Source organism: Curtobacterium sp. MCBA15_001 (assembly GCF_001864835.1).
Lineage (GTDB): Bacteria > Actinomycetota > Actinomycetes > Actinomycetales > Microbacteriaceae > Curtobacterium.
In genome coordinates, this window is the sequence record NZ_MJGI01000027.1 from 119,184 (window position 1) to 143,756 (window position 24,573).

A 24,573-nucleotide genomic window follows, 5' to 3' on the forward strand; every position below is an offset into this window, starting at 1 on the left:
TTCTACAAAACGTAGAAGGAGATGCGAGCCATGCCGGAGAGGCTTGGTCAGCGGGACCGCAGGATCGGGGCCAGGTGGCGTCGGTGCGGCCAGCTCTTCACGGGAGAGGACGCCAGTCGCGCGGCTCGGAGCTCGAGGGCAGGGTTCGGGTCAACGTGGTCCATCAGGGTCAATGCATTGCAGACGGTTGCGGGCCCGCAAACGCGGGCGGCTGCGTCGTCTGCGACGAGCTCGATCAGCAGTGCGACCGTTCGGCGGAACTCCCGGGCGGTCCGAAGCCGCGGGAATGCAGCAGCGTTCAGTGCCGCGACGCGGCCGATGAAATCGTGCCGTCCGAGCACGTGCGCTCGTTCGTGCTCGATCACCGCCCGGACGCAGGCTGGCGGCATCGCGTCTTCGACGCCGGTCGAGATCAGCACACGACCGTCGGCGGTAGAGCAGGCAATGGGGTCCGCTGTCTGCAGATAGGCGACCTCTTGGCCGCCGATGTGTTCTGTCCGGGCGGTGGAACGGGCGACAAGCAGTGTCACCGCGACGTCGGTGCGTCGCTTCGCGGCCGAGATCGGTTCCGCGTTTGCGGCGAGGAGCGCGGCGACACCGCCTGCGATGCCGAGCCCGCACCAGGCGAAGAGGCCGGCAGCGGGAGATCCGATCCCGTGCGCGTGCGTGTTCGTTGCGACGATGACTGCAGCGATGCCGACGCTCAGCAGCAGTGAGATCGCAGCGATCGTCAGCGCGCTGAGCCACAAGCGGAGGGCGAGCTGCGGGCGGTGCAGCCACCAGGTGCCGCGGGTGAGGATGACTGGCGCGAGCAGCGTGACGACGACCGCGAGCGCCACGAGGGCGAGAACGGCGATCACGCCACCGATTCTCCCGTCGTGCGGTCGATCCCGGACTCGTTGTTCCCGGAGCCGTCGAGGGCGGCGCGCAGCACGTGCAGGTCCTCCGCGCGGAGCGCGCCGGTGAAACGCTGCAGTACCGCCCTGCGATCGCTGGATCTACCGAGGACCTCCGCCATCGAATCGGCTGTCTCGGCAGGGTCGGCTTTCGTGGCGCAGTACGCCCTAGATACCGGGTCCCGCTCGACGAGGCCCTTTTTCTCGAGCCGGGCGAGGACGGTCAGCACTGTCGTGGAGGCCAGCGGGTCGCCGTTGTCGGCGAGGGCGTCGCGGATCTGTCGCCCGTTTTGCGCAGCGTCGCGCGCCCAGAGGAGTTGCAGCACGTTCGCCTCGAGGGACCCGTGCGCACGGCGCGGACTCATCGGCGTCCTCCGACTGTGTCGACCATGCGCTGACTCTACATCAAGTAGAAACCTGCTTCTACAACTTGTAGAGTGGCGCCGCCCGACCCGTTCTCGACGAGAGGATCCCTTTGTGTCACACAGCCTGACGCTGTCCGTTCTCCTCACAGTGCTGTTCACCGTGACGGCCGCGGGGTACCTCGGCTTCGCGTTTCGACCCGGCAGCGACGGAGTGTCTCGGGTGAGTGATGTCTTTCATGTGCTGATGAGCGTCGCAATGCTGGCGATGCCGTGGGCCTGGGGGATGACCCTCGCGCCGCCGACGCTGGAGATCATCGTGTTCGCCGTCGCGACGCTGTTCTACCTCGTCCTCACGCTCGGTAGCACTCGGTACGGCGGCCACGAGCATCACGGACCTGGCGGTTCAGGCCGGCTGGTGCTGGGCTACCACGTGGTGATGATGGCGGCGATGGTCGTCATGGGCGTGGTGATGCTGCCGATGGCTGGCGGGGCTTCGATGTCGATGCCGGGGATGAACATGACCGGCAGCGGACACAGCATGCACGCCTCCTGGTCCGGGTGGACGTCAATCTCGTGGATCCTCGTCGTCGTGTTCGCGGCCGCGACCGTCTGGATGCTGGGGCGGCTGATCGCCTCCGCTCACGTCCGGCAACACCCCCTGGCGCGCCTGGATGGCGTGCTCCTCCTGCTGATGAGTGCCGGCATGGCGCTCGCATTCATTCCCACGAGCTGAGGACCGAGAGAAGCCATGACCGCTACAGACAGCCGTCCCACCACTGCCCCCGCGGCCGAGAGCAGCGGGCCACCATCCATCCGTCCGCCGCGGAACACACAGCGTGGCTGGTTCGGACAGTTCCTGCTGCGACTGCACTTCTACGCCGGGCTTTTCATCGGACCGTTCATCCTCATCGCCGCGCTCTCCGGTGCCGTGTACGCGCTTGGTCCAACGATCGAGCAGGGCATGTACCGGCACGAACTCACCGCACCGTCCACCGCGGCCGCGAAGCCGTTGGCCGAGCAGATCGACGCCGCCCAGGCCTACGTGGACCAGCACCACCCCGAAGACACCCTCGCCGCCGTCCGCCCCGCACCCGAGCAGGGCTCCACGACACGGGTGATGTACTCCGAGGCTGGGCTGATGGAGTCGCAGAACCGTGCGGTGTTCATCGATCCTGGCACCGCCCAGGTCCGCGGCGACCTGCTCGTCTACGGCACGTCCGGGGCGCTGCCGTTCCGCACCTGGGTGGACACGTTCCACCGGTCCCTGTTCCTCGGCGACATCGGCCGGCTCTACAGTGAAACTGCTGCGTCCTGGCTCGGCGTCGTCGCACTCGCCGGTCTTGGCCTGTGGGTGATCCGGATCAGGAAGGCCCGTGCCAAGCGCGACATGGTCCGCCCCGCACGTGGCGTTCGCGGCTACCGGCGGATCTTCTCCTGGCACGCCTCCACCGGGGTGTGGCTGCTCCTCGGCGCGTTGTTCCTTTCCGCGACCGGAATCACTTGGTCCCATTACGGCGGCGGCAGCGTCGACCAGCTCCGCTCCGCCCTCAGCTGGGGCACCCCCGCACTCGCCACCACCCTCACCGGCCCCGATGCCACTCCTGACGGCGGCGAGCATGCTCTCCACCACGGAAGCCCCGCACCAGGGACCGATGCGGAACCAGCGACCATCACGCCTGCGCTGTTTGACGAAGTTCTCGGCGCGGCAAAGGCTGCGAACATCCACTCGTCGGAGCTGCAGATCAGCCCACCGGCGGCTGCGGATCAGGCGTGGACGGTCGCGGAGATCAAGCGGTCGTACCCGACGGCAGTGAACTCCGTCGCGATCGACTCCCGTGACATGAGCGTGGTGTCGGAGACGAACTTCGATACCTTCTCGATCCCCGCCAAGCTCGCCCAATGGGGCATTGACACCCACATGGGCACGATGTGGGGGCTACCGAACCAGATCCTGCTCTTCATCACCGCGCTCGGGATCGCCGCAATGGTCGTCTTCGGCTATGTCATGTGGTGGAAGCGCCGCCCGAACGGCAAGCGTTTCGGGAAGTCACCGGCCGCAGGCGCGCTGACGCGGGCGCCGTGGTGGGGCTCCGGGCTCGTCGCGGTCGGCGCGATCATCATCGGCGCGTTCCTGCCCGCGCTCGGCGTCACCCTGCTCGCGTTCGTCGTCATCGACGTCCTCATCACCAACCGCACCGCCACACCGCACGGTCCTCCAGCACTCAGCAAGTAGCTCCGCTTTCCGCCGGCGCCCTGTCGGCGGCACCACCACCATCTTCGAAGGAGCGCCGCATGCGCCCGACCGTCCGACGTCTCATCACCGGCACCGGAGCCGCTGCCGCGCTCCTGCTGCTGGCCACCGCCTGCGCCGGCACCAGCGCCCCGACAGCGTCCACGTCCTCGAGCGGGAAGGCGTCGTCCGGGTACCCGGTGACGGTGGAGAACTGCGGCCGGAAGGTCACCGTCGCCGCTGAGCCGAAGCGGGTGGTGAGCCTGTGGCAGTCGAACACCGAGGCGCTCCTCGCGCTGGGGTTGCGGGACCGGGTCGTCGCGGTGCAGGGCGCGTACGCGCCGTACCCGGACTCGGTCGCGAAGCAGGCGAAGGGGTTGAAGGAGATCGGCAGCTCGATGGGGTTCCCGTCGAAGGAGGTACTACTGAGCGAGCGGCCGGACTTCGTCACCGGGCAGGTGCTCGACGGGTTCGCGTTCGACACCAAGCAGGGGTACGCGTCCGTGGAGCAGCTCGAGCAGACCGGTGCCACCGTGTACGGGGCGAACCTCTGCAAGTCGACGGACTCGCAGTCGACGAAGACATGGAACATCAACTCGGTGAAGACCACCCTCCGCGACTACGGGACGATCTTCGACGCATCGAAGAAGGCCGACGAGGTCATCGGCCGGCTCGATGCGCAGGAGCAGAAGGTCGTCGATGCGGTCAAGGGGAAGAAGACCGTTAAGACGGCGTACTTCAACGGTGGGACCGGTCCGGTGATCGTCCTCGCGGGTGGGATCTACGACGACCTGATCAGCACCGCCGGCGGGAAGAACGTGTTCGCGAAGGACTCCGTCTACGTCAGCAAGGAAGCGTTCGCCGCGTCCGACGCTGACGTGATCCTCGTCGGCACGTTCCCAGGGCAGGACTTCGCCACGCAGAAGGCGTTCCTGGAGAAGAACTTCCCGGACCTGCCCGCGGTCAAGGCCGGCCGAATCAGTGAGGTCCCGACGCAGGAAACCGACTCGTCGATCTCCGTCATGGTCGGGCTGACGAAGATCGCCAACGCGATCCACCCCGGCCTGGACCTGCCGGTCCCGACCTCGTGACCGCGGCCGCAGCAGCTCGAGCACCGCGGAAACGGGCTGCCCGTCGCCCCCGGCTGCTCATCGGGGTGCTCCTGGCCGCGTCAGTCGTCGCGATGGTGCTGTCCGTCGCCGTCGGTAGCGTCGGTATCGCACCGCTGACGGTCCTCGACGTCATCCGGACGCACCTGCTGCCTTGGACCAGCCCGGGCACCGGCGGCCTCGAGGATCAGATCGTCTGGGTGTTCCGGCTCCCGCGGGCACTCCTCGGCTTCGTCGTCGGTGCCGCTCTCGCCGTCGCCGGCGCCGTCCTCCAGGCCGTCGTCCGGAATCCGCTCGCGGACCCGTTCGTGTTCGGGGTCTCCTCCGGTGCGTCCGTCGCCGCGGTCGCCGCGCTCACCCTCACCACCGGGGCGGTCGCTGCCGTATCGACCCCGGTAGCGGCGTTCGTCGGCGCGTTCGTCACCACGGTGTTGGTGTTCGTCCTCGCGCAGCAAGGCGGCCGGGTCACCCCGAACCGGCTCGTCCTCGCCGGAGTTGCCCTGTCGTACCTGCTCAGCTCCATCACGAGCTACCTCGTCCTCCGCTCCAGCGGCACCAACCAGGGCGTCGGGCAGGTGCTGTCCTGGCTCGCCGGGAGCCTCGCCGCTGCCACATGGAGCGACCTCGGGATTCCCACCCTCGTCGTCGTCGCCTCGACGGTCGTACTGGTGTTGATGGCGCCGATCCTGAACGCGTTCCTCACCGGGGACGAGACCGCCGCGAGCCTCGGCGTCGACGTCGGCCGGGTCCGGCTAGTGCTATTCATCATCACCTCGCTCCTGGTCGGCGTCGTCGTCGCCGTCAGCGGAGCGATCGGCTTCGTCGGCCTCGTCGTCCCCCACGCGGTGCGGATGATCATCGGGTCGGATCACCGGTGGGTGCTGCCCGCCTCCGCCCTCGCCGGCGGGCTGCTGCTCGTCGTCGTCGACATCGGCGCCCGACTCGTCCTCGCACCCACCGAAGTGCCGGTGGGGCTGCTCACCGCGGTCGTCGGCGCGCCGTTCTTCCTCTGGCTGCTCCGCCGCTCCGGACGGATCGAACGATGACCGGCCACGCCGGCCCAGACGGCGCGGCACTGCACATTGACGGGGTCAGCGTGGATCTCGCCGGGCGGCGCATCATCGACGCCGTCACCCTGCACGCTCAAGGCAACGTCGTCGGCCTCGTGGGCCCGAACGGCAGCGGGAAGTCAACGCTGCTCCGCGCCGTTTACCGGATGCTCCGCCCCGCCGACGGGCAGGTGCGCACGGCCGGTGATGACGTGTGGGCGATGCCCGCACGAGACGCCGCGCGCATCACCGCGGCAGTCGTCCAGGACAGTCCCGCCGACCTCGAACTCACCGTCGCCGACTGCGTCGCAACCGGCCGCCTCCCTCACGGCCGTCTCCTCGGCGGCAGGCATGCCGACGACCGGGACATTGTCGACCGGGCCATGGCAGCGGCTGGCGTGGCCGGCTTCGCGGACCGTGACGTCAGCACTCTCTCCGGAGGGGAACGACAACGTGTGCAGCTCGCGCGTGCGCTCGCGCAGGAGCCGCAGATCCTGGTCCTCGACGAGCCGACGAACCACCTCGACATCCACCATCAGCTGCAGCTGCTCGCCCTCATCCGGGACTTGCAGATCACGACCCTGGTGACGTTGCACGACTTGAACCTCGCTGCGGCGTACTGCGACGAAATCGTCATGCTCGAGCTCGGCCGCGTCATCGCTTCCGGACGCCCAGAGCAGGTGTTCACCCCGCAGCTGCTGCAGCAGGTGTTCGGCGTCCGCGCCGACACGCTCACCAACCCCCTCACCGGCCGGCTACAGCTCGTCTACGCCTACAACTGACGCCGACCCCGGCCAACCGATCACGAACGAGGAGCACCCACACCATGCACGACTCCCCCACCGACGCCGGCGACCTGCCCGGGCACACCAGCATGCCCGCCGACAGCGCCAGCACCTTGTTCACTGCCTCAGACGACCCGGTAAAACAGGGCGCGATCGACCGGTCGATCGCCGCGCACCACACCCTCGCCGCGCTCCCCGACGTCCGCTTCGCCACCGACAAGACGATCGTCATCGTCCTGCACCCAGGGTTCGAGCTCCTCGACGTCGTCGGCCCGTTCCACTTCCTCGCCGGCACCGGCGCCACCGTGCACCTGGCAACCACCGACGACACGCTCGACCCGGTCCCCAGCGGCAGCGGCGTGCCCCTCACCCCGACCATCACCCTCGCCGACGCCCCGACGTCTCTCGCGGTGATCCTTGTACCCGGCGGCGACACCGGAATCCTCGTCCGCGACGCTCAAGCCATCGCCGACATCCGACGACTTAGCGACGACGCCGAGTACGTCACCAGCGTCTGCTCCGGATCGATCGCTCTCGCCGCGGCCGGGCTCCTCGACGGTCGGCGTGCGACGTCGCACTGGTCCGTCCGCCACCTCCTCACCGGATACGGCGCCACCGACGTCAACGAACGCGTCGTCGAGGACGGTAACCGCCTCACCGCAGCCGGCGTCACCGCCGGCATGGACCTCGCCATCCGACTCGTCTCCTACCTCTGCGGCGACACCCTCGCCCGCTTCGCTGTCCTCGGCGCCGAATACGCGCCCGAACCGCCCTTCAACACCGGCACACCTGAACGGGCTGGCGGAGCACTCACCGACCTGTCCCGTGACTTCCTCGCCCCGCTCGAAGAGGAACTCCGGACACCGCCGGCGCGCTAGGCAAGCGGCCGCCCCGGTCGCAACATCAACGGCGGCATCGAACTGACATCCGCCTTCTGTCCATGGGCCATCGGACGCCGAGGGCGTCACCGGTGAAGAGATCAGCGGCCGAGCGCTTCTCGTCCAGGTGACTGCGAGTGCGATCGCGATCAGGAGGATTGCGCTGACGAGCCCCGTCCCCAGATCGAGGACACACCGACGTCCTTCGCGACCTGCCGCACCGAGGTCTCACCGCTGCGGGCGCCCACGATCACATCACGCGGAACTCTTCGGTATACGCCTTCACCGTGGCGCACATCCTTCCAGCAGGAGCCAACGCTCCTACCTGCTATGAGTCAACCGAACCTGCAGCACTCCCGTGACGTCGCTACCGCTGGTGCGCACGGACCAAAACACAAACAGCACGAAACAAGTCCAATCCAGCCGGTCCGCGGAGGACCAAGTTCGTAGTCGAGCCGGAGCTTCGGCCACCGATTAAGCGACGAGTGTGTCGTAACCTCAATGTCATGACTGATCTGCAACTAGCGGCCAATGGCGATGTCGACCATCCGGCGATGCCGAAGACCGCCGTGGAGATTGCAGCGGACGCGGCGGCCTGTGTCGAGGCTGGGGCGACTCTCCTGCACCTGCATGCGTTCGACGATGATGGGCAGGAGACTCTCGAAGCTGAGCCGGTGGCCCGTATGCTCACGGCGGTCCGGGCGGCGTGTCCGGGGGTCCCGATCAACGTGACGACCTTCGCCTCCATTGTTTCCGACCCCGTTCATCGTCTTCGCCTCATCGATGGATGGACGGTGCTGCCAGATCTCATCGCTGCGAATCAAGGAGAGAAGGGTATCGACGATGTGAGCGCGTTGCTCTCAGGGCGAGGCGTCGGGATCGAGGCGTGTGTCCTGAGCGTCGACGACGTGCGCACGTTCCTGCGCCGAGGGTCCTGGTCGCGCTTCGCCCGGCTGGTGGTTGAACCGCTGGAACCCGTCGCGGAAGACGCGGTGGCCCTCGCAGAAACGATGGAATCCGAACTCCGAGCGGCAGAAGTGCGCCTGCCCGAGCTGCATCACGGTGTCGGACTAGCGTCGTGGACGATCATGCGGCGCGCGGTCCGCAATGGCCACAGCATCAGGACTGGTCTAGAGGACACCCTCGTGCTCGAGGATGGTTCGCCGGCGGCGTCCAACGCGCAGCTCGTCGCCGCAGCGTCCGCGATCGCCCACCCTTCGGAACGGCCGCGGAGCAGCTAACGCGGCGACGGTCCGGGTAGTGACGATGCGTTCGGAACACCTTGGAACGGACGGAAGAGAACTGATCCGCTGAGGTCTGGGGACCCTGCAGGTGGGTACGCCCGCTCCTGAAGCTGAGCGCGTCGACCCTGGCAAGGTTCATCAACTCGTCGAAGACCCTCATCCGATTGTCGGCCGGCAGTGCCAGCTCACCCGCTTGGCGATCGCTCATCGCACTTTCAGACCTTCGAACGTTCGCGGTATCGACACCGCCAGATGACCGTTGCGGTCGAGAGGCGTCGGGGCTTCCCCGGTCTGGGCGACGCGACTCAGTGACCTGATTTCGGACCGCTCTTACCGGCTAAGGCATCCGACGGGAGGACCGCGCCGGTGGAGCGGCATCGGAGGGACGCCCCTGGGGCATAAGGAGAGCGGTCAGGCAACGGCTCCTGGCGTCTCGAGCGTGATGGGGCTGCTGGCTGAGCACGGTCAGAGGCTCGAATATCTCACCAGCCTGGGTTTGGCACGGTAGACGCCCGTCGGTCGCGACCGACCACGAGGCCTCGGTCGGTGTCGGGACGACGGACGCCGCGTCTCCGGGTCTGACACCGGATTGAAGCCTCCGTCAGAGCTCCGTCGGAGCGGGTCGGGAAGAAATGACGAGGCAGGCAGCGATGATCACCGCGATGACGATCAGGATCGCGGACGTCGGCGCGATGACCGACGTCGAGGCGATGACGGTGGGGAGCACGAAGCCGCTGTACGCCAAGGAGTAGTAGACGCCGGTCAGCCCACCGAGGTCGTCCCCGTTCGCGAGCGACTGTATCCGGCTGAGGCCCGAGACCATCAAGATGCCGTAACCGATGCCGAGCACGGTCGCGGCGAAGGCGCCGAGCGCCACCGACGGCCGGGCGGCGACAAGTGCCGCGAGGAGCGTGCCGATGATCGTCGCGGAGAGTCCCACGGTGGACTGATGACCGTGAGTCCACACGGCGAGACGGGGAACGACGGTTTGCGCGATCGCTCCGGAACCGAGCGTGATCACGGTCAGCGCTCCGGCGTACAAGATCGCGTCGGAACCGACCTCGGCTTCAACGGTCGACGGGATGACCGCGTACGCGATTGCGGCTGCTCCGAAGACCCACGGAGCGACTGGCACGATCGAGCGCCAGAAGACGCGACGGCTCACGGCTGGGATGCGAAGGTCGGCGATCAGAGAACGGACCCCTGCGTCGTATGGCCGTGAGCGTGGCGCTCGGAGCAGCACCACGCTCGCGACGAGCGTGACCACCAGGTGGGCGACGTACGGAAGAACCGAGGGGAGCGGCGCCCACTGCGCAAGCGCTGCCGACACCCCCGCTCCGACTCCAAGGCCGACGGTCAGCGTGAGTGTGGCTCGGCGGGCTGCCAGCCCGGGGGTGCCGGTCTCAGGTGACAGCTCCTTGATCCAGCTCGTCCCGACCACCATCGCGATCGCGACGCTGACACCGGCGAGGAAACGTCCGACAGCCATCAGAGCGAGGCTGCTCGGGAACGTCATCAGCACCAAGCTCGCCGCTGCACCGCACCCAAGGCCGAACGCGATGAGTCGCTTCCGGCCGTATCGGTCGGACACCGGGCCGGCGACGAGGAACCCCGGTATGAGCCCGAGCACGTACACGGCGAGCATCTCGTCCACAGCCTCAGTCGAATAGCCGAACTGGCGTTCGTACATCGGGAGCAACGGCGTGAAGTGGTTGCCTCCCCACGCCATCACCGCGATTGCGGGAACGCCAGAGCGCCATGATCGAAGCGGTCGCGCGAGCGAATGCCGGCGCGCACCGTGGACTGTGATCGTGCGGCTCACCGGTGCGAGGCGGTGTCGCCCGCCATCAGCAGCCTCGGCGCGCGGTGCTCGTACACGGCGGAGATACCGGAGTCGTCGAGGAGCGTCCACCCCACAGCGCCGTCAGGCTGGTCGCCGATCAAGATTCGTGCGGGGCGTCGTCCGTCGATGGTCGGGATACGCAGGACCCGGTCGTTTCCGAGGCTGCCGTTCCGCAGGATCGCGACGCTGTCTGCTCCAGAGCGTGCCGCAGTCCGGTCATCGGACTGCGCCTCCGCCTCCGCAGTGCTCAGCATCAACGTGTCGTTCGAAAGCTTGGTGGTCGTCATGATGATTCCTTCCTCGATGTGCGTCTAGGATACAACTTGGATCCGACTTGTTCAAGAGCTTCTGCGAAGATGGCCAAGGAGGTGCTGCGGATGAACGATCTCGCCGGGAAGACTGAGAGCGCGGCTGATCGCGCTCATCGAGGAATCCGAGCCGCCATCGCAAGTGGCGAGTTCGAAGCAGGGGCGATGCTGAGCGAGTCAGAGCTCGCGACGCGCCTCGCGATGAGCCGCACGCCGATTCGCACTGCACTTTCGCGCCTGCAGGACGAGGGCTGGATCACCGTGTACCCAAAGCGGGGCGCCCTGGTTCGAGAGATCGGAGCAAGAGAGGCGCAAGAGTTGGCTGACGCTCGGCACGCGTTGGAAGCACTTGGAGCCCGACGGGCAGTCGACCTCCGCAGGCTGGCGGACAGCCTTGAGCCGGTGCTAGCTGATCAACGCGAAGCAGCTCTGGTCGGCGACGTGGCAACCTTCGTCGAATCGGACATCGCGTTCCACCGTGGCTTCGTCGACGCGGCCGGCAATCCCTTGCTAACAGGGTTCTACGACCGTCTCCGCGACCGGCAAGCGTTACTCATCACTCGTGGTGTCGTTGCGGTCGCTGAACGCCTCGACGAGATCCTGAAGGAGCACGATGGACTCCTCGCTCTCTTGCGCGACGAGGACGCCGACAGCTTCGACACCGCCCTTCGGGCGCATCTGCAACGCACTACCGAGGCCATGACGAGCTGAGGCGCAGGGTCAGAGGGACAGTTTCGCCGCGGACGACGAACGTCATCAGACCGCAGCAGTCAGCTTGGTCGCCGAGCGTTGATGGCGGCGAGGCGCGATTCAGGGCGCAACAGGCGTGCGGTGAGCAATCGGCTACCGGCACGCACCGATGAAGGCCGTGCCGGTCGGCCGCTGACTGCGGGTAGTCAGTAAAGTCGCTCCGCTGCCCCGCCAGTGCGGCCTGTCAGATGCTCGATGTGTTCGGCCGACCTTCGGAAGTGCTTCGTGCCTGTTTTCTGAACTAGCGGCACTGCTCTCGCTGTTCACTCTCGTTGCCCTCCGTCGCATGGGGAAGGGCATGGAGGTGACCGCATGAAGCGCAGCGAGCGTCGAACCCTGGTCCTCAATGCAAGCTACGAACCAATGGCGGTCGTCTCGTCTCGGCGAGCTCTTCTCCTGGTCCTCAACGAGAAGGCGTCTGTCCTCGTCGAGAGCGATCGGATCGTGCACAGCGCGGTGGGCAAGTACGCAGAGCCCGAGGTTGTGCTTCTGCGGCAGTTCATCCGGGTGCCTCGTCGATCCGTGCCGATGACCCGGCGCGCTGTGCTCGAGATGTACGACTACACGTGTGCCTACTGCTTCAAGCACGGCAACACCATCGACCACGTCATCCCTCGTGCTCGAGGAGGTACGAACACCTGGCCAGCTCGCTCTTCACGCTCGACGGGCGGCGAGGAGAAATGGGGTCTTGGCTCAGCTGATCTCCGCGATGTCCGCCACGAGGCCGACCAAGCCGTAAGCGGCGGGCAAGGCGATGTCGGGATAGCCGAAAGTCCGAGCGCCGCGACGTTCCGATCCTGGGATCAATAGAATTCGTTCCATCATTTCCGCCATGCGCAAATCTACTTCGAGGTCTATCGAAGCAGGAAAGGCAAGCTGGCTGGTCAGGTCGACGGATGCCAGAGCTTTCGGTACCGCGTCTTCGATGAGCGAACACGCCACTTCCGGATGGACGCTGTCCGCCGCCCTGACCCCGAGTGCTCGCTTCACCGTCACCGTTGCCACACCAGGCAGAACGTCCGCGGCCTCCTCTGCTGCTCCGTCGTCGCCGGTCACGAGCGCCGTCGGCGCACCATACGATCTCGCCACTGCCGCGCTCAGCCCGATCTCACCCAGGACCATTCCGTTAATCCGAACAGAATCGATGGTGCGGCCGCTGAGGGTGTGCGGAAGTACGGCGTCCGTCAGGCCTGCTCGGCCGTGATATCCCACCAGGAGCAGTGCGTCGAAACCACGATCCACGCCTGCGACCATGTCTAAGGGGCGAGGGGTGCCGCGAATCAGACGCGCACGCGGGTCCAGCCTTCCCGGAAGGATGTTCAATCCTTTTGCGTGAGAATCACACACCGTGACCTCGGCCCCACCGCCTTCAGCGAACACTCCACGCACTGCGGCAGATGCTTCGTCTGTCATGAATTCGCGTGCGCGTTCCCACCCGGGAGTGCCCGGGGTGATATCCGACCGGTCGACAACCCCGGCGGTACCTTCCATGTCGACTGATACCAATACCCGCATCCCTTCACCCTACGGGTCCGCGGAGGCGGCCCGGCGGTCGTTCTCACCGTCCGTCAAGTGGCTTCTGCGTGACTCGTCGACGCTGAGCTTCTCCACCGGCGATTTCGACGTGCGCCAGCCCGCCATCCCGGCCACGTTCGCGACTGCCGCGTTCCCTGGCACGACAGGAACCGAGGAGACGCTCTCGGTGAACCCAGGATCGGCTCATGAGACAGAGCCCGGTGGAGCGCCCGCAACGGCCCTAGCTGTACCCGGCCCTGACGTAGCAGCTGTACAGTCGGCGTGGACACCACTGTCGCGAGGCGAGTTGCCGGACAGGCGCAAGACGCCCGGCACGGTGAGAACGGCCGTGCGAGACCGGCCATTCCTCTCAGGCGCGGCTCTCGAGGCGCGGCGAGACCCCGTCCGACCAGCGTCGTCGACGGACGGATTCACCCCGTCAATCTGATCGGCGACGGAGTCCGCGAATGAACCATGCGCGGTCAGTCACAAGATCGACTGGCACACACACCGTTCCTTTTTCCACGGCGGCGCCCTTTGAGCACGAAAGCAGCAAGAGGATCGTTACCCCGGCTCGGAGTATCGGAAGTAATGGCGGGGTCAGCGTTCGTGGGCGACCTTGTGCAGGACGTCGAGCGCGGCATCGATGGCGGCTTCTAGGGGCCAGGGTGATCTCTCCGGCTGGCTCAAGATGAGACCCCCTTGGAGGGCGGCGAGGATGGCGACGGCGATCCGTTGCGGGTCGGCATCGGATTCGACCTCGCCGGCGCTCTGCATCTTGGCAACCCCGGAGGCAAGCGACAGCCGCCAGTTCGTCATGCTGTCCGTGATGATCTGAGCCAATTCGGGATCTGTCATGGCTGCCTGTGTCGCCATTGAACCGATCGGGCAGGCCCACCGGCCAAGCCCGATGTAGTAATCGACCAAGGCATCGCGCCAGGCGTGCCATGACTCCCAGCTCGAGAGGTCGTTGATGTGTGGATTCTGGGCGGCCAGAAGCTCGGCGCCCTCCCAGATGGCGACTTCACGGACGAGTTCAGCTTTACCGCCGGGGAAGTAGTGGAAGAGCTGGCTCTTGCTCGTGAGCGTCGCTGCACGGACGGTGTCGAGAGTGGTGCCGCCGATGCCGGAAGCGAGGATCTCCCGACCGGTCGCTTCGATGATGCGTTGGCGAGTAGCGCGACCGCGTTCCGTGATGTTGGCACCTTGCATGAGTTCAGCGTACGCCGCTGGACCATGCGGTCCAGTCCGTGGTAGGACTGGACCATGCAGTCCAATGAAGAAGAACTCGTCTCTCTGGTATCCGATGACCGGCTCTCGGGGCAGACCGCCCTCGTCACCGGCTCGAGCAGCGGTATCGGGGAGGCGATCGCCCGAGTACTCGCTGCGTCCGGTGCGCATGTCATCGTCAACGGTCGCGATGCCGAGCGCACGCAGGCTGTCGTCGCGACGATCGAACGGGCGGGAGGCAAGGCCTCAACGCTCGTCGCCGATCTCGGGACATCGGCATCCGATGTCCGCCGATTCGCCGGTGAAGCCGCGGCTCGCGCCGGCGGCCAGATCGACATCCTGGTGAACAACGCCGGAATCTATCCGGCGACCGCGACCGCCGATCTCACCGAGGACGACCTCGACGCGGTCCTCGCCATCAACATCCGCGCCCCGCACGTCCTCGTGGCGGCTCTCGCGCCAGCCATGGCGGAGCGCGGCCGCGGATCGATCGTCAACATCGGATCGTGGATGGCCCGCGTTGGCCTGCCCTTCGGCGCCATGTACACAGCGTCGAAGGCGGCACTCGAGCAGATGACGCGCACCTGGGCCGCCGAATACGGGCCTCAAGGGGTTCACGTGAACACGATCGCGCCCGGTGCCACGAGCACTCCAGGCAACGCTGAGAGCGAAGACGTTCTCGCGGCGATGACTGCCGTGACAGTCGCAGGTCGCCCGGTACGGCCCGTCGATATTGCCTACGCCGTCCGGTTCGCTGTCTCGGACGAGGCCTCGTTCCTGCATGGCACGATCATCGACGTCGACGGCGGAATCGCCAACACGCGGCTCGGCTGATGCCCGACCTGCGAGAACCGTTCGGAGCCGAGTCGACCGCACTCGAAGTCATCGACGGAATCGACCTTCACCACACAACAGCAGTCGTAACCGGTGCAGGATCCGGCATCGGTGTTGAAACGGCCCGTGCTCTGGCTGCGGCCGGCGCAGCGGTCACCCTTGCCGTCCGCGACGTCGCGACAGGGGACCGAGTCGCGGCAGACATCCGTGCGAGCACTGGCAACGCCGCTGTCCGTGCTGCGTTCGTCGACTTGGCCGATGTTGGATCCGTCCGATCGTTCGCGAGCTCGTGGTCGGGACCACTCCACCTGCTGGTGAACAACGCTGGTGTCATGGACCTACCCGAGCAGCGGACCCCCGAGGGCTGGGAGATGCATTTCGCCGTAAATCACCTCGGCCATTTCGCCCTCGCGCAAGGTCTGCACCCGGCGATGCGCTCGGCCGGTGGTGCGAAGATCGTGTCGCTGAGTTCCAGTGGACACGCATCCTCGGGTATCCGATTCGACGATCTGTTCTTCGACAGAGACCCCTACGACCCGGGTCTCGCCTATGGGCAATCCAAGACAGCGAATGTGCTCTTCGCCCTTGAGGCGACCCGACGGTGGGAGGGCGACGGAATCGCAGGATCCGCGGTCATGCCCGGCGGCATCTGGACCAACCTGCAACGCCACTGGGACCCAGCCGTGCTTGCAGGCATGAAGCGGCGTTACCCCACCAAAACCGTCCAGCAAGGTGCTGCGACGAGCGTCTACGTCGCAACGCGCGCTGAACTGGGGCCAGGGACTCCCGCCTACTACGAGGACTGCCACCCGGCCAAGGTCGTCGCAGCGATCCAGGGAGGTGTCCACGGAGTTCTCCCGCACGCACTGGACCCCGTTGCAGCAGATTGGCTCTGGGACGCATCGGAACGGCTGCTCGCACAGTCGCGGTAGCTGCCGAGGAATCGGCGGTCCCAAGGGGTCGTTGGAACGGGTAGTTGGTTCGAGTCCGAGAGCAACCGTTCGAAAGCTTCTGCCGGGGTCTGGCGGGCAGTGTGGTGCGGAGTAGTCCGTCGAGTTTCGGTCGGAGTGGTCGATCTGGGCCACGTTCACCGCGCGGCTGCGCCCGCATTCATCCGCTGCCGGGTCGCACGCCGGCGGCTCCGGTCCTCACGCCTGAGCGCTGGGGGACCGGAGCCGCCGGGAGTCGGATCAGGTCAGAACCCGCTGTTGCCGGACCCCCGCACCAGCGTGTACCCGGTTTCGTTCAGGAGCCCACCGGAGGTCGCCCCCGTGACGGTGGTGTTCGACACTGCGGCGCTGCCGGCCGCGTTCAGGTCGAACCCGTACGTGCCCGCACCACTGATCGTGACCTTGTCGAAGGACAGGTTCGAGATCGTCTTCTGGTAGCTGAGCAGCACCGCTTGGTAGGTGCTGTCGGTGATCGTCATGTCCGTCACGACGATAGGGGTGGTGATCTCCGCGGTGTCGGCGTAGATCCAGAGCGCGCCGAGGTTTGTGGCCCAGTTCGGTTCGCGGCTGCCGGTCCGGACGAGGGTGTTGCGGGCGATGGTGGTCGTGCCGGCGAGGGGCACCGGGTTGAATCGTGTGCCGACGGCGATGCCCGAGGCGCTCGTCACGGTGTCGCTGACGATCGAGTCCGTCGCCGAGTTCCGCGTGCCGCCGTAGATGCCGATGCCGTTGGCGAGCACGGGGACTTGGACGGTGTCGAACCGGAAGGCCGAGTCGGTGACGGGCGCTCCGTCGGAGAACATCGCGAGTGCGTCGTCGCCGGTGTTCCGGACGACGGTCTGCTCGACGACGGCGTTCACAACATTGGCGTGCAGGTTGACGCCGTCCGCGAAGGTGTCGCGGATGCGCAGTCCGACGACGTCGAGACCGTTCGTGCCCGAGTCTGCCCAGAGTCCGACCTTGGTGTGCTCGATCCAGATGTCCTGCAGGAGCGAGCCGGTTCCGAAGTTGCCTTCGAGGGCGGCGTCGAAGGCCGCGTCGTCGCGGTACCGGACGTCTCCGAGGATCGAGAGGTTCGCGATCGTGACGTTGCTGCCCGTGGCGAAGAACCCGCCCTTGCCGCTGGTGCCCTGGACGTTGGAGTACCACTCGCCTGCGCCAAGGATCGTGACGCCTTGGACGTTGATGCGCGAGGTGATCCGGAAGGTGCCAGCCGGGATCCACACTGGCATGCCCTGCGCCTTGGCAGCGGCGACGGCGTTCGTGATCGCGGTGGTCGAGTCTGATCCGTCCGACTTCGCGCCGTAGCTCGTGATGCTCAGGGCACCGGTCGGGGCGGTCAGCGCGTCGGGCACGGTCTCGGCGTCGATGAGGTCGATCGTGTACGAGGCGGCCGTGGATGACGCGTCTTTCTGCAGGGTGAGGACGGTGCCCTTCGGGAACGATCCGATCTGGACGCGGGTGTCGTCGTAGAAGCGGTGCGCTCCGCCGCCGGATGGGTTGTTGTTGTACGGGTAGGCGCCGTAGACCCAGCTGTAGACGGAGCTGAGGGTCACGTCCTTGACTTTGGTGCCGTTGGCGTAGAGGGCGAGCGGCGCGGTCTGTCCGGCGCCGTTAGCGGTGTCCGGGATCGAGGCGCGGATCGTGAGCGCGTTCGCCGGCTGCGTGAGGGTCACGGAGACCTTCTGCCCGGTCTGGTCGAGGCGCACTGCGCGACGGCCACTCGACTCGGCCTGGATGGTGCCGAACGTGCGATCGGCGGCGAGGACGGTACCGGTCGTGGTCCCAGCCTCCGCTTCGTACTCGGTGTACGGAACGGTGGCTCCGCGGGCCGCGAGCGTACCGACTCCGGCGACGTCGAGGCTGTCGATCGCGACGTCGCTGCCGGCGGTGGTCGCGGCGAGCTGGACGGTGTTGATCCCGGCCGTGAACGGCAGGCTCGCGGTTGCGGTCCGCCATCCAGAGCCGGAGGTGAGGGCGATCGTGCCCGCCGCTCGGCCATTGACGGTCAGCGCGAGGGTACGTGTCGTGCCGCTGGTGTTCTGGAAACGGAGGGTGGTGGTGGCTGTCCCGGCTGTGGGCATCGTCAGGGTGCGGATGATCCGGGCGCCGGCGGTTCCGAAGCCGTTCACGGCGCCGGTGCCGGTGTACCCAGTGGTACTCGTGGTGACGGTGGCGCCGCCCGAGCGGAAGGCCGACTCGGCGTCGGCGGGCGACGCGGCCGACCCGCCAGATCCGGGTGAACCCGGATCTGTCGGCGTCGAGGTCGTCGCGACGGTGAGCGCGTCGATGTTCACGTTCCCGGTGTCGGCGGTGCCGAAACGGTAGGCGATCGTGTGGTTGCCGGCCGCGAGTGACACGGCCGTGGTGATGGTGCCCCATGTGTTCCAGTCGGTCGTGGCGGGGAGGCTGATCTGCTGTGCGGCGCCTCCGTCAACGACGAGCGAGAGCGTCTTCGCGGACCCGGTGCCATTCGCGTACCGGAGCGTCAAATCCGTGCTCCCCGCGCCCGCCCTGGACACCGCGAACGCGACCTGCGCGGCGCCCTTGTTGCCGTCGGTGAACCCGCTGGCGAACCCGGAGCCGGTGAACCCGGTGTGGTCCGTGCCGACGACCACACCCCCGGTGAGCGTGGCGGACTCCGCCTCGAACTGCGGTCCGGTGGAAGAACCTGCGCCGGTCGTCGCCGGGGTGAGGTCGAGGGCGTCGAGGTTGACGTTGCCGGTGTCGCCGGACCCGAACGAGACCGTGATGGTGTGCGTCCCAGCGGTGAGCGTGCTCGTGAGTGTGGCTGCGGCCCAGGTGTTCCAGTTGGCGGTGGCAGGCAGGGACACCTGCTGCACGGCGCCGGAGTCAATCCGGAACGACAGGGTCTTTGCCGACCCATTGCCGTTCGCGTAGCGGATCGCGAACGTCTCGCTGCCCGCTGCTGCTGCAGTGACCCGGAATGCCGTGGCGGCGGAGCCCTTGTTGTCGTCGGTGTACCCACCAACGAACCCGGCACCGCTGTACCCGGGGTGGTCTGAGGTGGAGACGGCACCGCCGGAAAGGCTCGCAGACTCGGCTTCGTAGCGAGTGGTGGTGGCGGCTGCCGCGGGGGCTGCGACGCCGAGACTCAGGGCCAACGCTGAGGCAGCGGCGACGGCTCCGGCGAGCGATCCGGCGAGTGCTCGGCCGACTGTGGTGGTGGGGGGTCTGCGCACGGTGCTTTTCCGTTCAATCAGGACCGCGTCGTTGCGGTTGAGCGCTAAACTAAACGGCCGAGAACCTTTTCCGCAAGACCCCTGCCAGAGCAGACCGCAGGGTCGGCAGCAACGCCCCGGATGTCAGGGCCGAGCGGTCGACTCTCGCACCACGAGCTCGACAGGGATCACGACCGGGTCTCCCGGGGCGCCGCCGCCGCGCACCTCGTCGAGCAGCATGCTCGCTGCGATCGACCCCTTGGCCGCGACGTCCTGCCGCACGGTGGTGAGCTTCGGCGTGACGTAGTGCGCCACGTCGATGTCGTCGAACCCGACAACCGAGACATCCCCCGGGACCGATCGTCCGCTCTGACGGATACCTTCCATGAACCCCACGGCCAGGATGTCCGCGGTCGCGAACACCGCTGTGACAGCCGGGTGCGACGTCGCGAGTGAGCGGCCGCCCTCGACCCCGAATTCCCACGTCGGGTCGACGGCGATCCGGTCGGCCGGGCCCCATTCCACGCCGGCGTCGGCGTGCGCCTGCAGGAACCCCTCGAAGCGCTGCCGGACCAGGCCGACGTCGGAGAACTTCGGGCCCGCGAACGCGATCCGTCGGTGCCCGAGCGACAGCAGGTGGGCGGCGGCCAGGCGTCCGCCCTCGTGGTCGTCCGAGCGCACCCCGGTGGTCTGTGGGTTCGACGAGTAGCTGTCGAGCGCGAGGATCGGCGTGCCGTCGGTCGGCCGGAAATCGTCGACCTCCTCGTCGAGGAAACCGAGCACCACGGCGCCGTCGAGGTTCCAGGAGCGGAGGGCGACGTCGACCTCGGCCTTCTCGCTCACCCCGCGGAACAGCAGGTGGTACCCGCGATCGCGCAGCTGACGCTCAAGGAACCCGAACACTGCGACGTTGTGCGGACTGAGTACGAGGATGTCGTGCTCGGACGACGGCACGAGCAGACCGATGAGCCGCGAGGACTTGGCGGCGAGGCTCCGTGCGGACGCGTTCGTCACGTATCCGCGGCGGTCAACGATTGCTCGAATACGTTCGATGGTGCCGGTGGACACCTTGTCGTGGTTGCCGTTGACGACGTTCGAGACCGTCATGAGGCTGACGCCGGCCTCGGCGGCGATGTCCTTCAGGGTGACGGGCACGGGCAGTTCGATCCTGTTTCGGGTGGGAGTTGACATCGAAGATCGGAGCACCATATTGTCACTCCAGCGCCGAGTATAGCGCTAAACCAAATCCGGTCGAGGCGTCGTCGCCCGACCGTCGGAAGGACCGGACGATGACGCTCAGCCCGACCCGTGACTCCGAGGTCACGCCCGGTGGACCCGCCGCGGCCCGCATTGGCCTGGAGGCACGAGCTGCCTCCTCCACGCCGGTCACGGACCGAGAGTGGTGGCGTACCGCTGCGATCTTCCAGGTCTACGTCCGCAGCTTCGCCGATGGCAACGGTGACGGCATCGGTGATCTCGCCGGCGTCCGGTCCCGACTTGGGTACCTCGCGAGTCTCGGGATCGACGCGATCTGGTTTACCCCGTGGTACCGGTCGCCCCTTGCAGATGGAGGGTACGACGTCGAGGACTACCGTGCGATCCACCCCGACTTCGGGACGGTCGCCGAGGCCGAGGCGCTGATCAGCGAGGCCGCGGCGCTCGGCATCAGGACCATCGTCGACGTCGTGCCGAACCATGTCTCCGACCAGCACGCGTGGTTCCGCGAGGCCCTCGCCAGCGAACCCGGCAGCGACGCTCGGGCGCGGTTCTGGTTCCGCGACGGCAAGGGGCCGAACGGTGACCTCCCCCCGGGGAACTGGCCGTCGAGCTTCTCGGGCAGCACGTGGACGCGCACCATGAACCCCGACGGGACTCCGGGGCAGTGGTACCTGCACCTCTTCACACCCGAGCAGCCCGACCTGAACTGGGACCATCCCGATGTCCGCCGGGAACACGAGGACGTCCTGCGCTTCTGGTTCGACCGCGGCGTCGCCGGTGTCCGGATCGACTCGGCTGCCCTCGTGGCGAAGGACCCGGAGCTCCCGGAGATCGACGGTGAGTACGCCGCAGGGCAGCACCCGAACCTCGACCGTGACGACCTGCACGAGATCTACCGCGGGTGGCGCACCATCGCCGAGGACTACAGCGGTGTGCTCGTCGGGGAGATCTGGCTCGCGGACCTCAAGCGGTTCGCACTGTACCTCCGGCCCGACGAGATCCACATGGCGTTCAACTTCGACTTCATGTCGCGTCCCTGGGGCGCCGATGGGTTCCGCGCCGCGATCACGGAGACGCTCGCCGCGCACGAGCCGGTCGGGGCCCCGGCGACCTGGGTTCTCTCGAACCATGACGTCACCCGCCCGGTGACCCGGTTCGGGCGGGCGGACAGCGCCTTCGCGTTCGATGCGAAGCGGTTCGGGACACCGAGCGACCTCGTCGTCGGCGCCCGCCGTGCACGTGCTGCCGCGATGCTCGTCGCCGCACTCCCCGGTGCGCTGTACGTCTACCAGGGGGACGAGCTCGGCCTGCCCGAAGTCGAGGACATTCCGCTCGACCGCCTCGAGGACCCGATGCACTTCCGGTCCGGCGGTGTCGACCCCGGCCGTGATGGCTGCCGGGTCCCGATTCCGTGGACGAACGATGCCGCCAATGCAGGGTTCAGCCCTGACGGAACAGATGCCGCGCCCTGGCTCCCGCAGCCCGCGGACTGGGCGAGGTACTCGGTGACCGCGCAGCAGGACGACCCGACGTCAACGCTCACGCTGTACCGCCGGATGCTCGAACTCCGCCGGGGCGACGACCTTCAGCATGGCGCGTTCGCTTGGCAGGATGACACGTCCGACGTGATCGCGTTCCGCCGGGGCGCACTGCTCCACCTCACGAACTGCGGGACGACCAATGTGCCGCTGCCCGACGACGCCGACGTCGTGCTCGCTAGCGGCCCCCTCACCGACCACACCCTCCCCGCGGACACGAGCGTCTGGCTCGCCGTCCACTCCGTCTGAACCCGAACACCCCGACACAAGAGGACCCGACGATGAAGTCACGTAGCAGGATCGCGTTCGCCGCGATCGCCACCACCGCAGCCATTGGCCTGCTCGCCGGGTGCAGCACCGGCTCGGACGCCAGCTCCGACGGGAAGACGAAGATCGTCGTCGCCGTCGACGCTGGCCTCGAGAAGCCCGCCAAGGTCGCCTTCCAAAATCAGGTGAAGGCGTTCGAGAAGGCGAACCCGAAGATCACGGTGACGAGCCGTGAGTACACGTGGACTGGTACGACGTTCGCCGCTGAGCTCGCCGGCGGCACTCTGCCGGACGTGTTCACCATCCCGTTCACGGACGGTAAGTCGCTCATCCAGCAGAACCAGATCGCGGACATCTCCGGCCTGGTCTCGAAGCTGCCGTACGCGGAGAAGTTCAACCCGAATGTCGTGAAGAACGGCGAGAACGCGGACGGCGACATCGAAGCCCTCCCGATCGCGGCGTACGGCCAGGCGCTGCACTACAACCGCGACCTGTTCACCCAGGCCGGACTGGACCCTGACTCCCCGCCGACCACGTGGGCCGAGGTGCGCGCCGACGCGAAGCGGATCGCGGACAAGACCGGCAAAGCCGGCTACGCGACGATGACGCAGGGCAACACGGGCGGTTGGATCCTCACGTCCCTCGCCTATGCGATGGGCGGCCGTGCGGAAACCGGAACCGGTGCGAAGACGAAGGCGACGGTGGACAGCGCAGCGTACGAGAAGGCCCTGACGCTGATGAAGGACATGCGGTGGAAGGACGACTCCATGGGCGGCAACTTCCTCTACGACTGGAACGCCATCAACCAGGCCTTCGCCTCCGGTCAGGTCGGCATGTACGTCTCCGGCGGCGGCAACTATGGCTCGCTCATCTCGCAGAACCAGATCGACCCCAAGTCGTACGGTGAGACGGTCGTGCCGCTCAGCGGGAAGGACGCCGGAGCCCTCGGCGGCGGGACCCTTGCCGCGGTCAGCGCCAAGTCGACCGCCGAGCAGCAGATGGCAGCGGTCAAGTGGATCGACTTCTACTACATGCAGAAGCTCTTCACGAAGGCTGACGCCCAGCGCGACGCGAAGACCCTCGCCGCCTCCGATCAGCCGGTCGGCGCCCCGCAGGTGCCGGTGTTCGACAAGGCGACCTACGACAAGACCCTCGAGTGGACGAAGGAGTGGATCAACGTCCCGCTCGACCAGATGAAGCCGTACACCGAGCAGCAGTTCGACCAGACGATCGTCCCGGAGCCGGCGAAGAACACGCAGGAGCTCTACGGCCTGCTCGACCCGGTGGTCCAGGCTGTCCTCACGGACAAGTCCGCGGACCCGGCCAAGCTGCTCTCGGACGCGCAGACGCAGATCCAGGCCAAGCTCGATTCGGCCAAGTGAGATGACGACCAACGCAACCGGGTTGCGGGACCCGGGCCGAGCCTCCCGTCCGGACCGTGACGGTCCTCGGGACCGGCGGCGCACTCCTGCGACCTGGTTGCGTCGGGGTGGGCTCTCGACGCTCGTCTTCGCCCTCCCGCTGATCCTCGTCTTCGGACTGTTCTCATGGTGGCCCATCGTCCGCGCGACGGTGATGTCCTTCCAGCAGACGAACCTGGTGACCGCGCCGACGTTCGTCGGTTGGGACAACTTCGTCAACGTTTTGCACGACCCGCTTCTGCCGACGGCCATGGGCAACACCGTGTGGTTCGCGGTGCTGGCCCTGGTGTTCGGCTACCCGCTGCCGCTCGTGATGGCGGTGCTCATGAGCGAGCTCCGCCGGGCCAAGGGCTTCTTCAGCGCCCTGGTGTACCTGCCGGTGGTCGTGCCGCCGGTGGTCGCGGTGTTGCTCTGGAAGTTCTTCTATGACGGCTCCGCGACCGGGGTGTTCAACACGATCCTGGGGTTCGTCGGCATCCCGCCGCAGCCGTGGCTGCAGAACGCCGGGACGGCGATGCCGTCTTTGGTGCTCGAGGCGACGTGGGCAGCGGCTGGCGGCACCGTGATCATCTACTTGGCGGCGCTGCTGTCGGTACCGCCGGAGCTCTACGACGCCGCCGAGGTGGACGGCGCCCGTGTCTGGCGGAAGATCTGGCACGTCACGCTGCCGCAGTTGCGCGGCGTGTTGTTCGTGACGCTCATCCTGCAGGTGATCGGGACCGCGCAGGTGTTCCTTGAGCCGTACCTGTTCACTGGAGGCGGGCCGAACAACTCCACCACCACGATCCTGCTGATGATTTACGACTACGCGTTCGCCAACTCGACCGGCGGCGACTACGGTTCGGCGACGGCGCTCAGCATCATGCTCGCGGTCGTGCTCGCGGCGCTCAGCATCCTGTACTTCCGACTCACGAAGAAGTGGAGCGTCTGATGACCTCGACGGTTCCCTCCGCCCCGGTCC

At 67.1% G+C, this 24,573-nt stretch carries 21 protein-coding genes; 13 read left to right on the plus strand and 8 right to left on the minus strand.

What is annotated here, in order from left to right; translation table 11 throughout:
* Nucleotides 1-47: 47 nt before the first annotated feature.
* Nucleotides 48-860 carry a M56 family metallopeptidase gene (locus BIU90_RS16535; RefSeq protein ID WP_071301320.1) on the minus strand — a complete coding sequence of 271 codons (813 nt, stop codon included), beginning with the start codon at nucleotides 858-860 and terminating at the stop codon, nucleotides 48-50.
* Complete coding sequence (locus BIU90_RS16540; RefSeq protein WP_071246384.1) at nucleotides 857-1,261, minus strand: BlaI/MecI/CopY family transcriptional regulator; 405 nt, start codon at nucleotides 1,259-1,261, stop codon at nucleotides 857-859. The genes BIU90_RS16535 and BIU90_RS16540 overlap by 4 nt, the downstream gene beginning before the upstream one ends.
* A gap of 112 nt (nucleotides 1,262-1,373) precedes the next feature.
* On the opposite strand from BIU90_RS16540, the gene BIU90_RS16545 reads away from it, so the two are divergent.
* The 7 genes from BIU90_RS16545 to BIU90_RS16575 all read left to right on the plus strand — a co-directional run bounded on the left by BIU90_RS16545 (nucleotide 1,374) and on the right by BIU90_RS16575 (nucleotide 8,553).
* Nucleotides 1,374-1,994 (plus strand): DUF5134 domain-containing protein, encoded by a 621-nt coding sequence (locus tag BIU90_RS16545; protein ID WP_071301321.1) that lies wholly within the window; start codon nucleotides 1,374-1,376, stop codon nucleotides 1,992-1,994.
* A gap of 15 nt (nucleotides 1,995-2,009) precedes the next feature.
* Nucleotides 2,010-3,494, plus strand: coding sequence for a PepSY domain-containing protein (locus BIU90_RS16550; RefSeq protein WP_071301322.1), 1,485 nt, complete (start codon nucleotides 2,010-2,012; stop codon nucleotides 3,492-3,494).
* A 59-nt stretch (nucleotides 3,495-3,553) separates the two neighbouring features.
* The gene (locus BIU90_RS16555; RefSeq protein WP_071301323.1) at nucleotides 3,554-4,582 is read left to right on the plus strand and encodes an ABC transporter substrate-binding protein; all 1,029 of its coding nucleotides are present in this window, start codon (nucleotides 3,554-3,556) and stop codon (nucleotides 4,580-4,582) included.
* The gene (locus tag BIU90_RS16560; protein WP_071301324.1) at nucleotides 4,579-5,646 is read left to right on the plus strand and encodes an iron ABC transporter permease; all 1,068 of its coding nucleotides are present in this window, start codon (nucleotides 4,579-4,581) and stop codon (nucleotides 5,644-5,646) included. The genes BIU90_RS16555 and BIU90_RS16560 overlap by 4 nt, the downstream gene beginning before the upstream one ends.
* Entirely contained in the window at nucleotides 5,643-6,431 is a 789-nt protein-coding gene (locus tag BIU90_RS16565) for an ABC transporter ATP-binding protein (RefSeq protein ID WP_071301325.1), read from the plus strand. Before BIU90_RS16560 ends, BIU90_RS16565 begins: the two co-directional genes overlap by 4 nt.
* Before the next feature lie 44 nt (nucleotides 6,432-6,475).
* Nucleotides 6,476-7,312 carry a DJ-1/PfpI family protein gene (locus BIU90_RS16570; protein WP_139195337.1) on the plus strand — a complete coding sequence of 279 codons (837 nt, stop codon included), beginning with the start codon at nucleotides 6,476-6,478 and terminating at the stop codon, nucleotides 7,310-7,312.
* A gap of 506 nt (nucleotides 7,313-7,818) precedes the next feature.
* Nucleotides 7,819-8,553 carry a 3-keto-5-aminohexanoate cleavage protein gene (locus BIU90_RS16575; RefSeq protein ID WP_083404035.1) on the plus strand — a complete coding sequence of 245 codons (735 nt, stop codon included), beginning with the start codon at nucleotides 7,819-7,821 and terminating at the stop codon, nucleotides 8,551-8,553.
* A gap of 604 nt (nucleotides 8,554-9,157) precedes the next feature.
* Here the strand turns inward: BIU90_RS16575 and BIU90_RS16580 are convergent.
* The gene (locus BIU90_RS16580; RefSeq protein WP_083404036.1) at nucleotides 9,158-10,285 is read right to left on the minus strand and encodes an MFS transporter; all 1,128 of its coding nucleotides are present in this window, start codon (nucleotides 10,283-10,285) and stop codon (nucleotides 9,158-9,160) included.
* A gap of 89 nt (nucleotides 10,286-10,374) precedes the next feature.
* On the minus strand, nucleotides 10,375-10,686 hold the full coding sequence (locus BIU90_RS16585) for a hypothetical protein (RefSeq protein WP_071301327.1): 312 nt from the start codon (nucleotides 10,684-10,686) through the stop codon (nucleotides 10,375-10,377).
* Between the two features lie 69 nt (nucleotides 10,687-10,755).
* On the opposite strand from BIU90_RS16585, the gene BIU90_RS16590 reads away from it, so the two are divergent.
* Complete coding sequence (locus BIU90_RS16590) at nucleotides 10,756-11,418, plus strand: GntR family transcriptional regulator (protein WP_083404037.1); 663 nt, start codon at nucleotides 10,756-10,758, stop codon at nucleotides 11,416-11,418.
* Between the two features lie 732 nt (nucleotides 11,419-12,150).
* On the opposite strand, the gene BIU90_RS16595 is transcribed toward BIU90_RS16590, so the two are convergent.
* On the minus strand, nucleotides 12,151-12,972 hold the full coding sequence (locus tag BIU90_RS16595; RefSeq protein WP_071301328.1) for a M55 family metallopeptidase: 822 nt from the start codon (nucleotides 12,970-12,972) through the stop codon (nucleotides 12,151-12,153).
* Nucleotides 12,973-13,572: 600 nt separating this feature from the next.
* Nucleotides 13,573-14,184, minus strand: a complete 612-nt coding sequence (locus BIU90_RS16600; protein ID WP_071301329.1) for a TetR/AcrR family transcriptional regulator — start codon at nucleotides 14,182-14,184, stop codon at nucleotides 13,573-13,575.
* A gap of 54 nt (nucleotides 14,185-14,238) precedes the next feature.
* On the opposite strand from BIU90_RS16600, the gene BIU90_RS16605 reads away from it, so the two are divergent.
* Entirely contained in the window at nucleotides 14,239-15,036 is a 798-nt protein-coding gene (locus BIU90_RS16605) for an SDR family NAD(P)-dependent oxidoreductase (RefSeq protein WP_071301330.1), read from the plus strand.
* Nucleotides 15,036-15,968 (plus strand): SDR family NAD(P)-dependent oxidoreductase, encoded by a 933-nt coding sequence (locus tag BIU90_RS17965; RefSeq protein WP_083404038.1) that lies wholly within the window; start codon nucleotides 15,036-15,038, stop codon nucleotides 15,966-15,968. Before BIU90_RS16605 ends, BIU90_RS17965 begins: the two co-directional genes overlap by 1 nt.
* 263 nt (nucleotides 15,969-16,231) lie before the next feature.
* Here BIU90_RS17965 and BIU90_RS16610 read toward each other — a convergent pair whose 3' ends face one another.
* A complete protein-coding gene (locus BIU90_RS16610; protein ID WP_217640935.1) occupies nucleotides 16,232-19,189 on the minus strand; it encodes a CBM35 domain-containing protein in 2,958 nt (985 codons plus the stop codon).
* A 123-nt stretch (nucleotides 19,190-19,312) separates the two neighbouring features.
* Nucleotides 19,313-20,323: a LacI family DNA-binding transcriptional regulator gene (locus BIU90_RS16615; RefSeq protein ID WP_083404039.1), complete on the minus strand. Its 1,011-nt coding sequence runs from the start codon at nucleotides 20,321-20,323 to the stop codon at nucleotides 19,313-19,315.
* 134 nt (nucleotides 20,324-20,457) lie between these two features.
* Between BIU90_RS16615 and BIU90_RS16620 the strand changes: the two genes are divergently transcribed.
* Genes BIU90_RS16620 through BIU90_RS16630 form a run of 3 tightly spaced genes read left to right on the plus strand, consistent with a single transcriptional unit; the run spans nucleotide 20,458 to nucleotide 24,543 of the window.
* Nucleotides 20,458-22,173 (plus strand): alpha-amylase family glycosyl hydrolase, encoded by a 1,716-nt coding sequence (locus BIU90_RS16620; protein WP_071301333.1) that lies wholly within the window; start codon nucleotides 20,458-20,460, stop codon nucleotides 22,171-22,173.
* A gap of 32 nt (nucleotides 22,174-22,205) precedes the next feature.
* Nucleotides 22,206-23,573, plus strand: coding sequence for an ABC transporter substrate-binding protein (locus BIU90_RS16625; RefSeq protein ID WP_071301334.1), 1,368 nt, complete (start codon nucleotides 22,206-22,208; stop codon nucleotides 23,571-23,573).
* 1 nt (nucleotide 23,574) lies between these two features.
* Nucleotides 23,575-24,543, plus strand: coding sequence for a carbohydrate ABC transporter permease (locus tag BIU90_RS16630; protein WP_175470240.1), 969 nt, complete (start codon nucleotides 23,575-23,577; stop codon nucleotides 24,541-24,543).
* The last annotated feature ends 30 nt before the right edge of the window (nucleotides 24,544-24,573 follow it).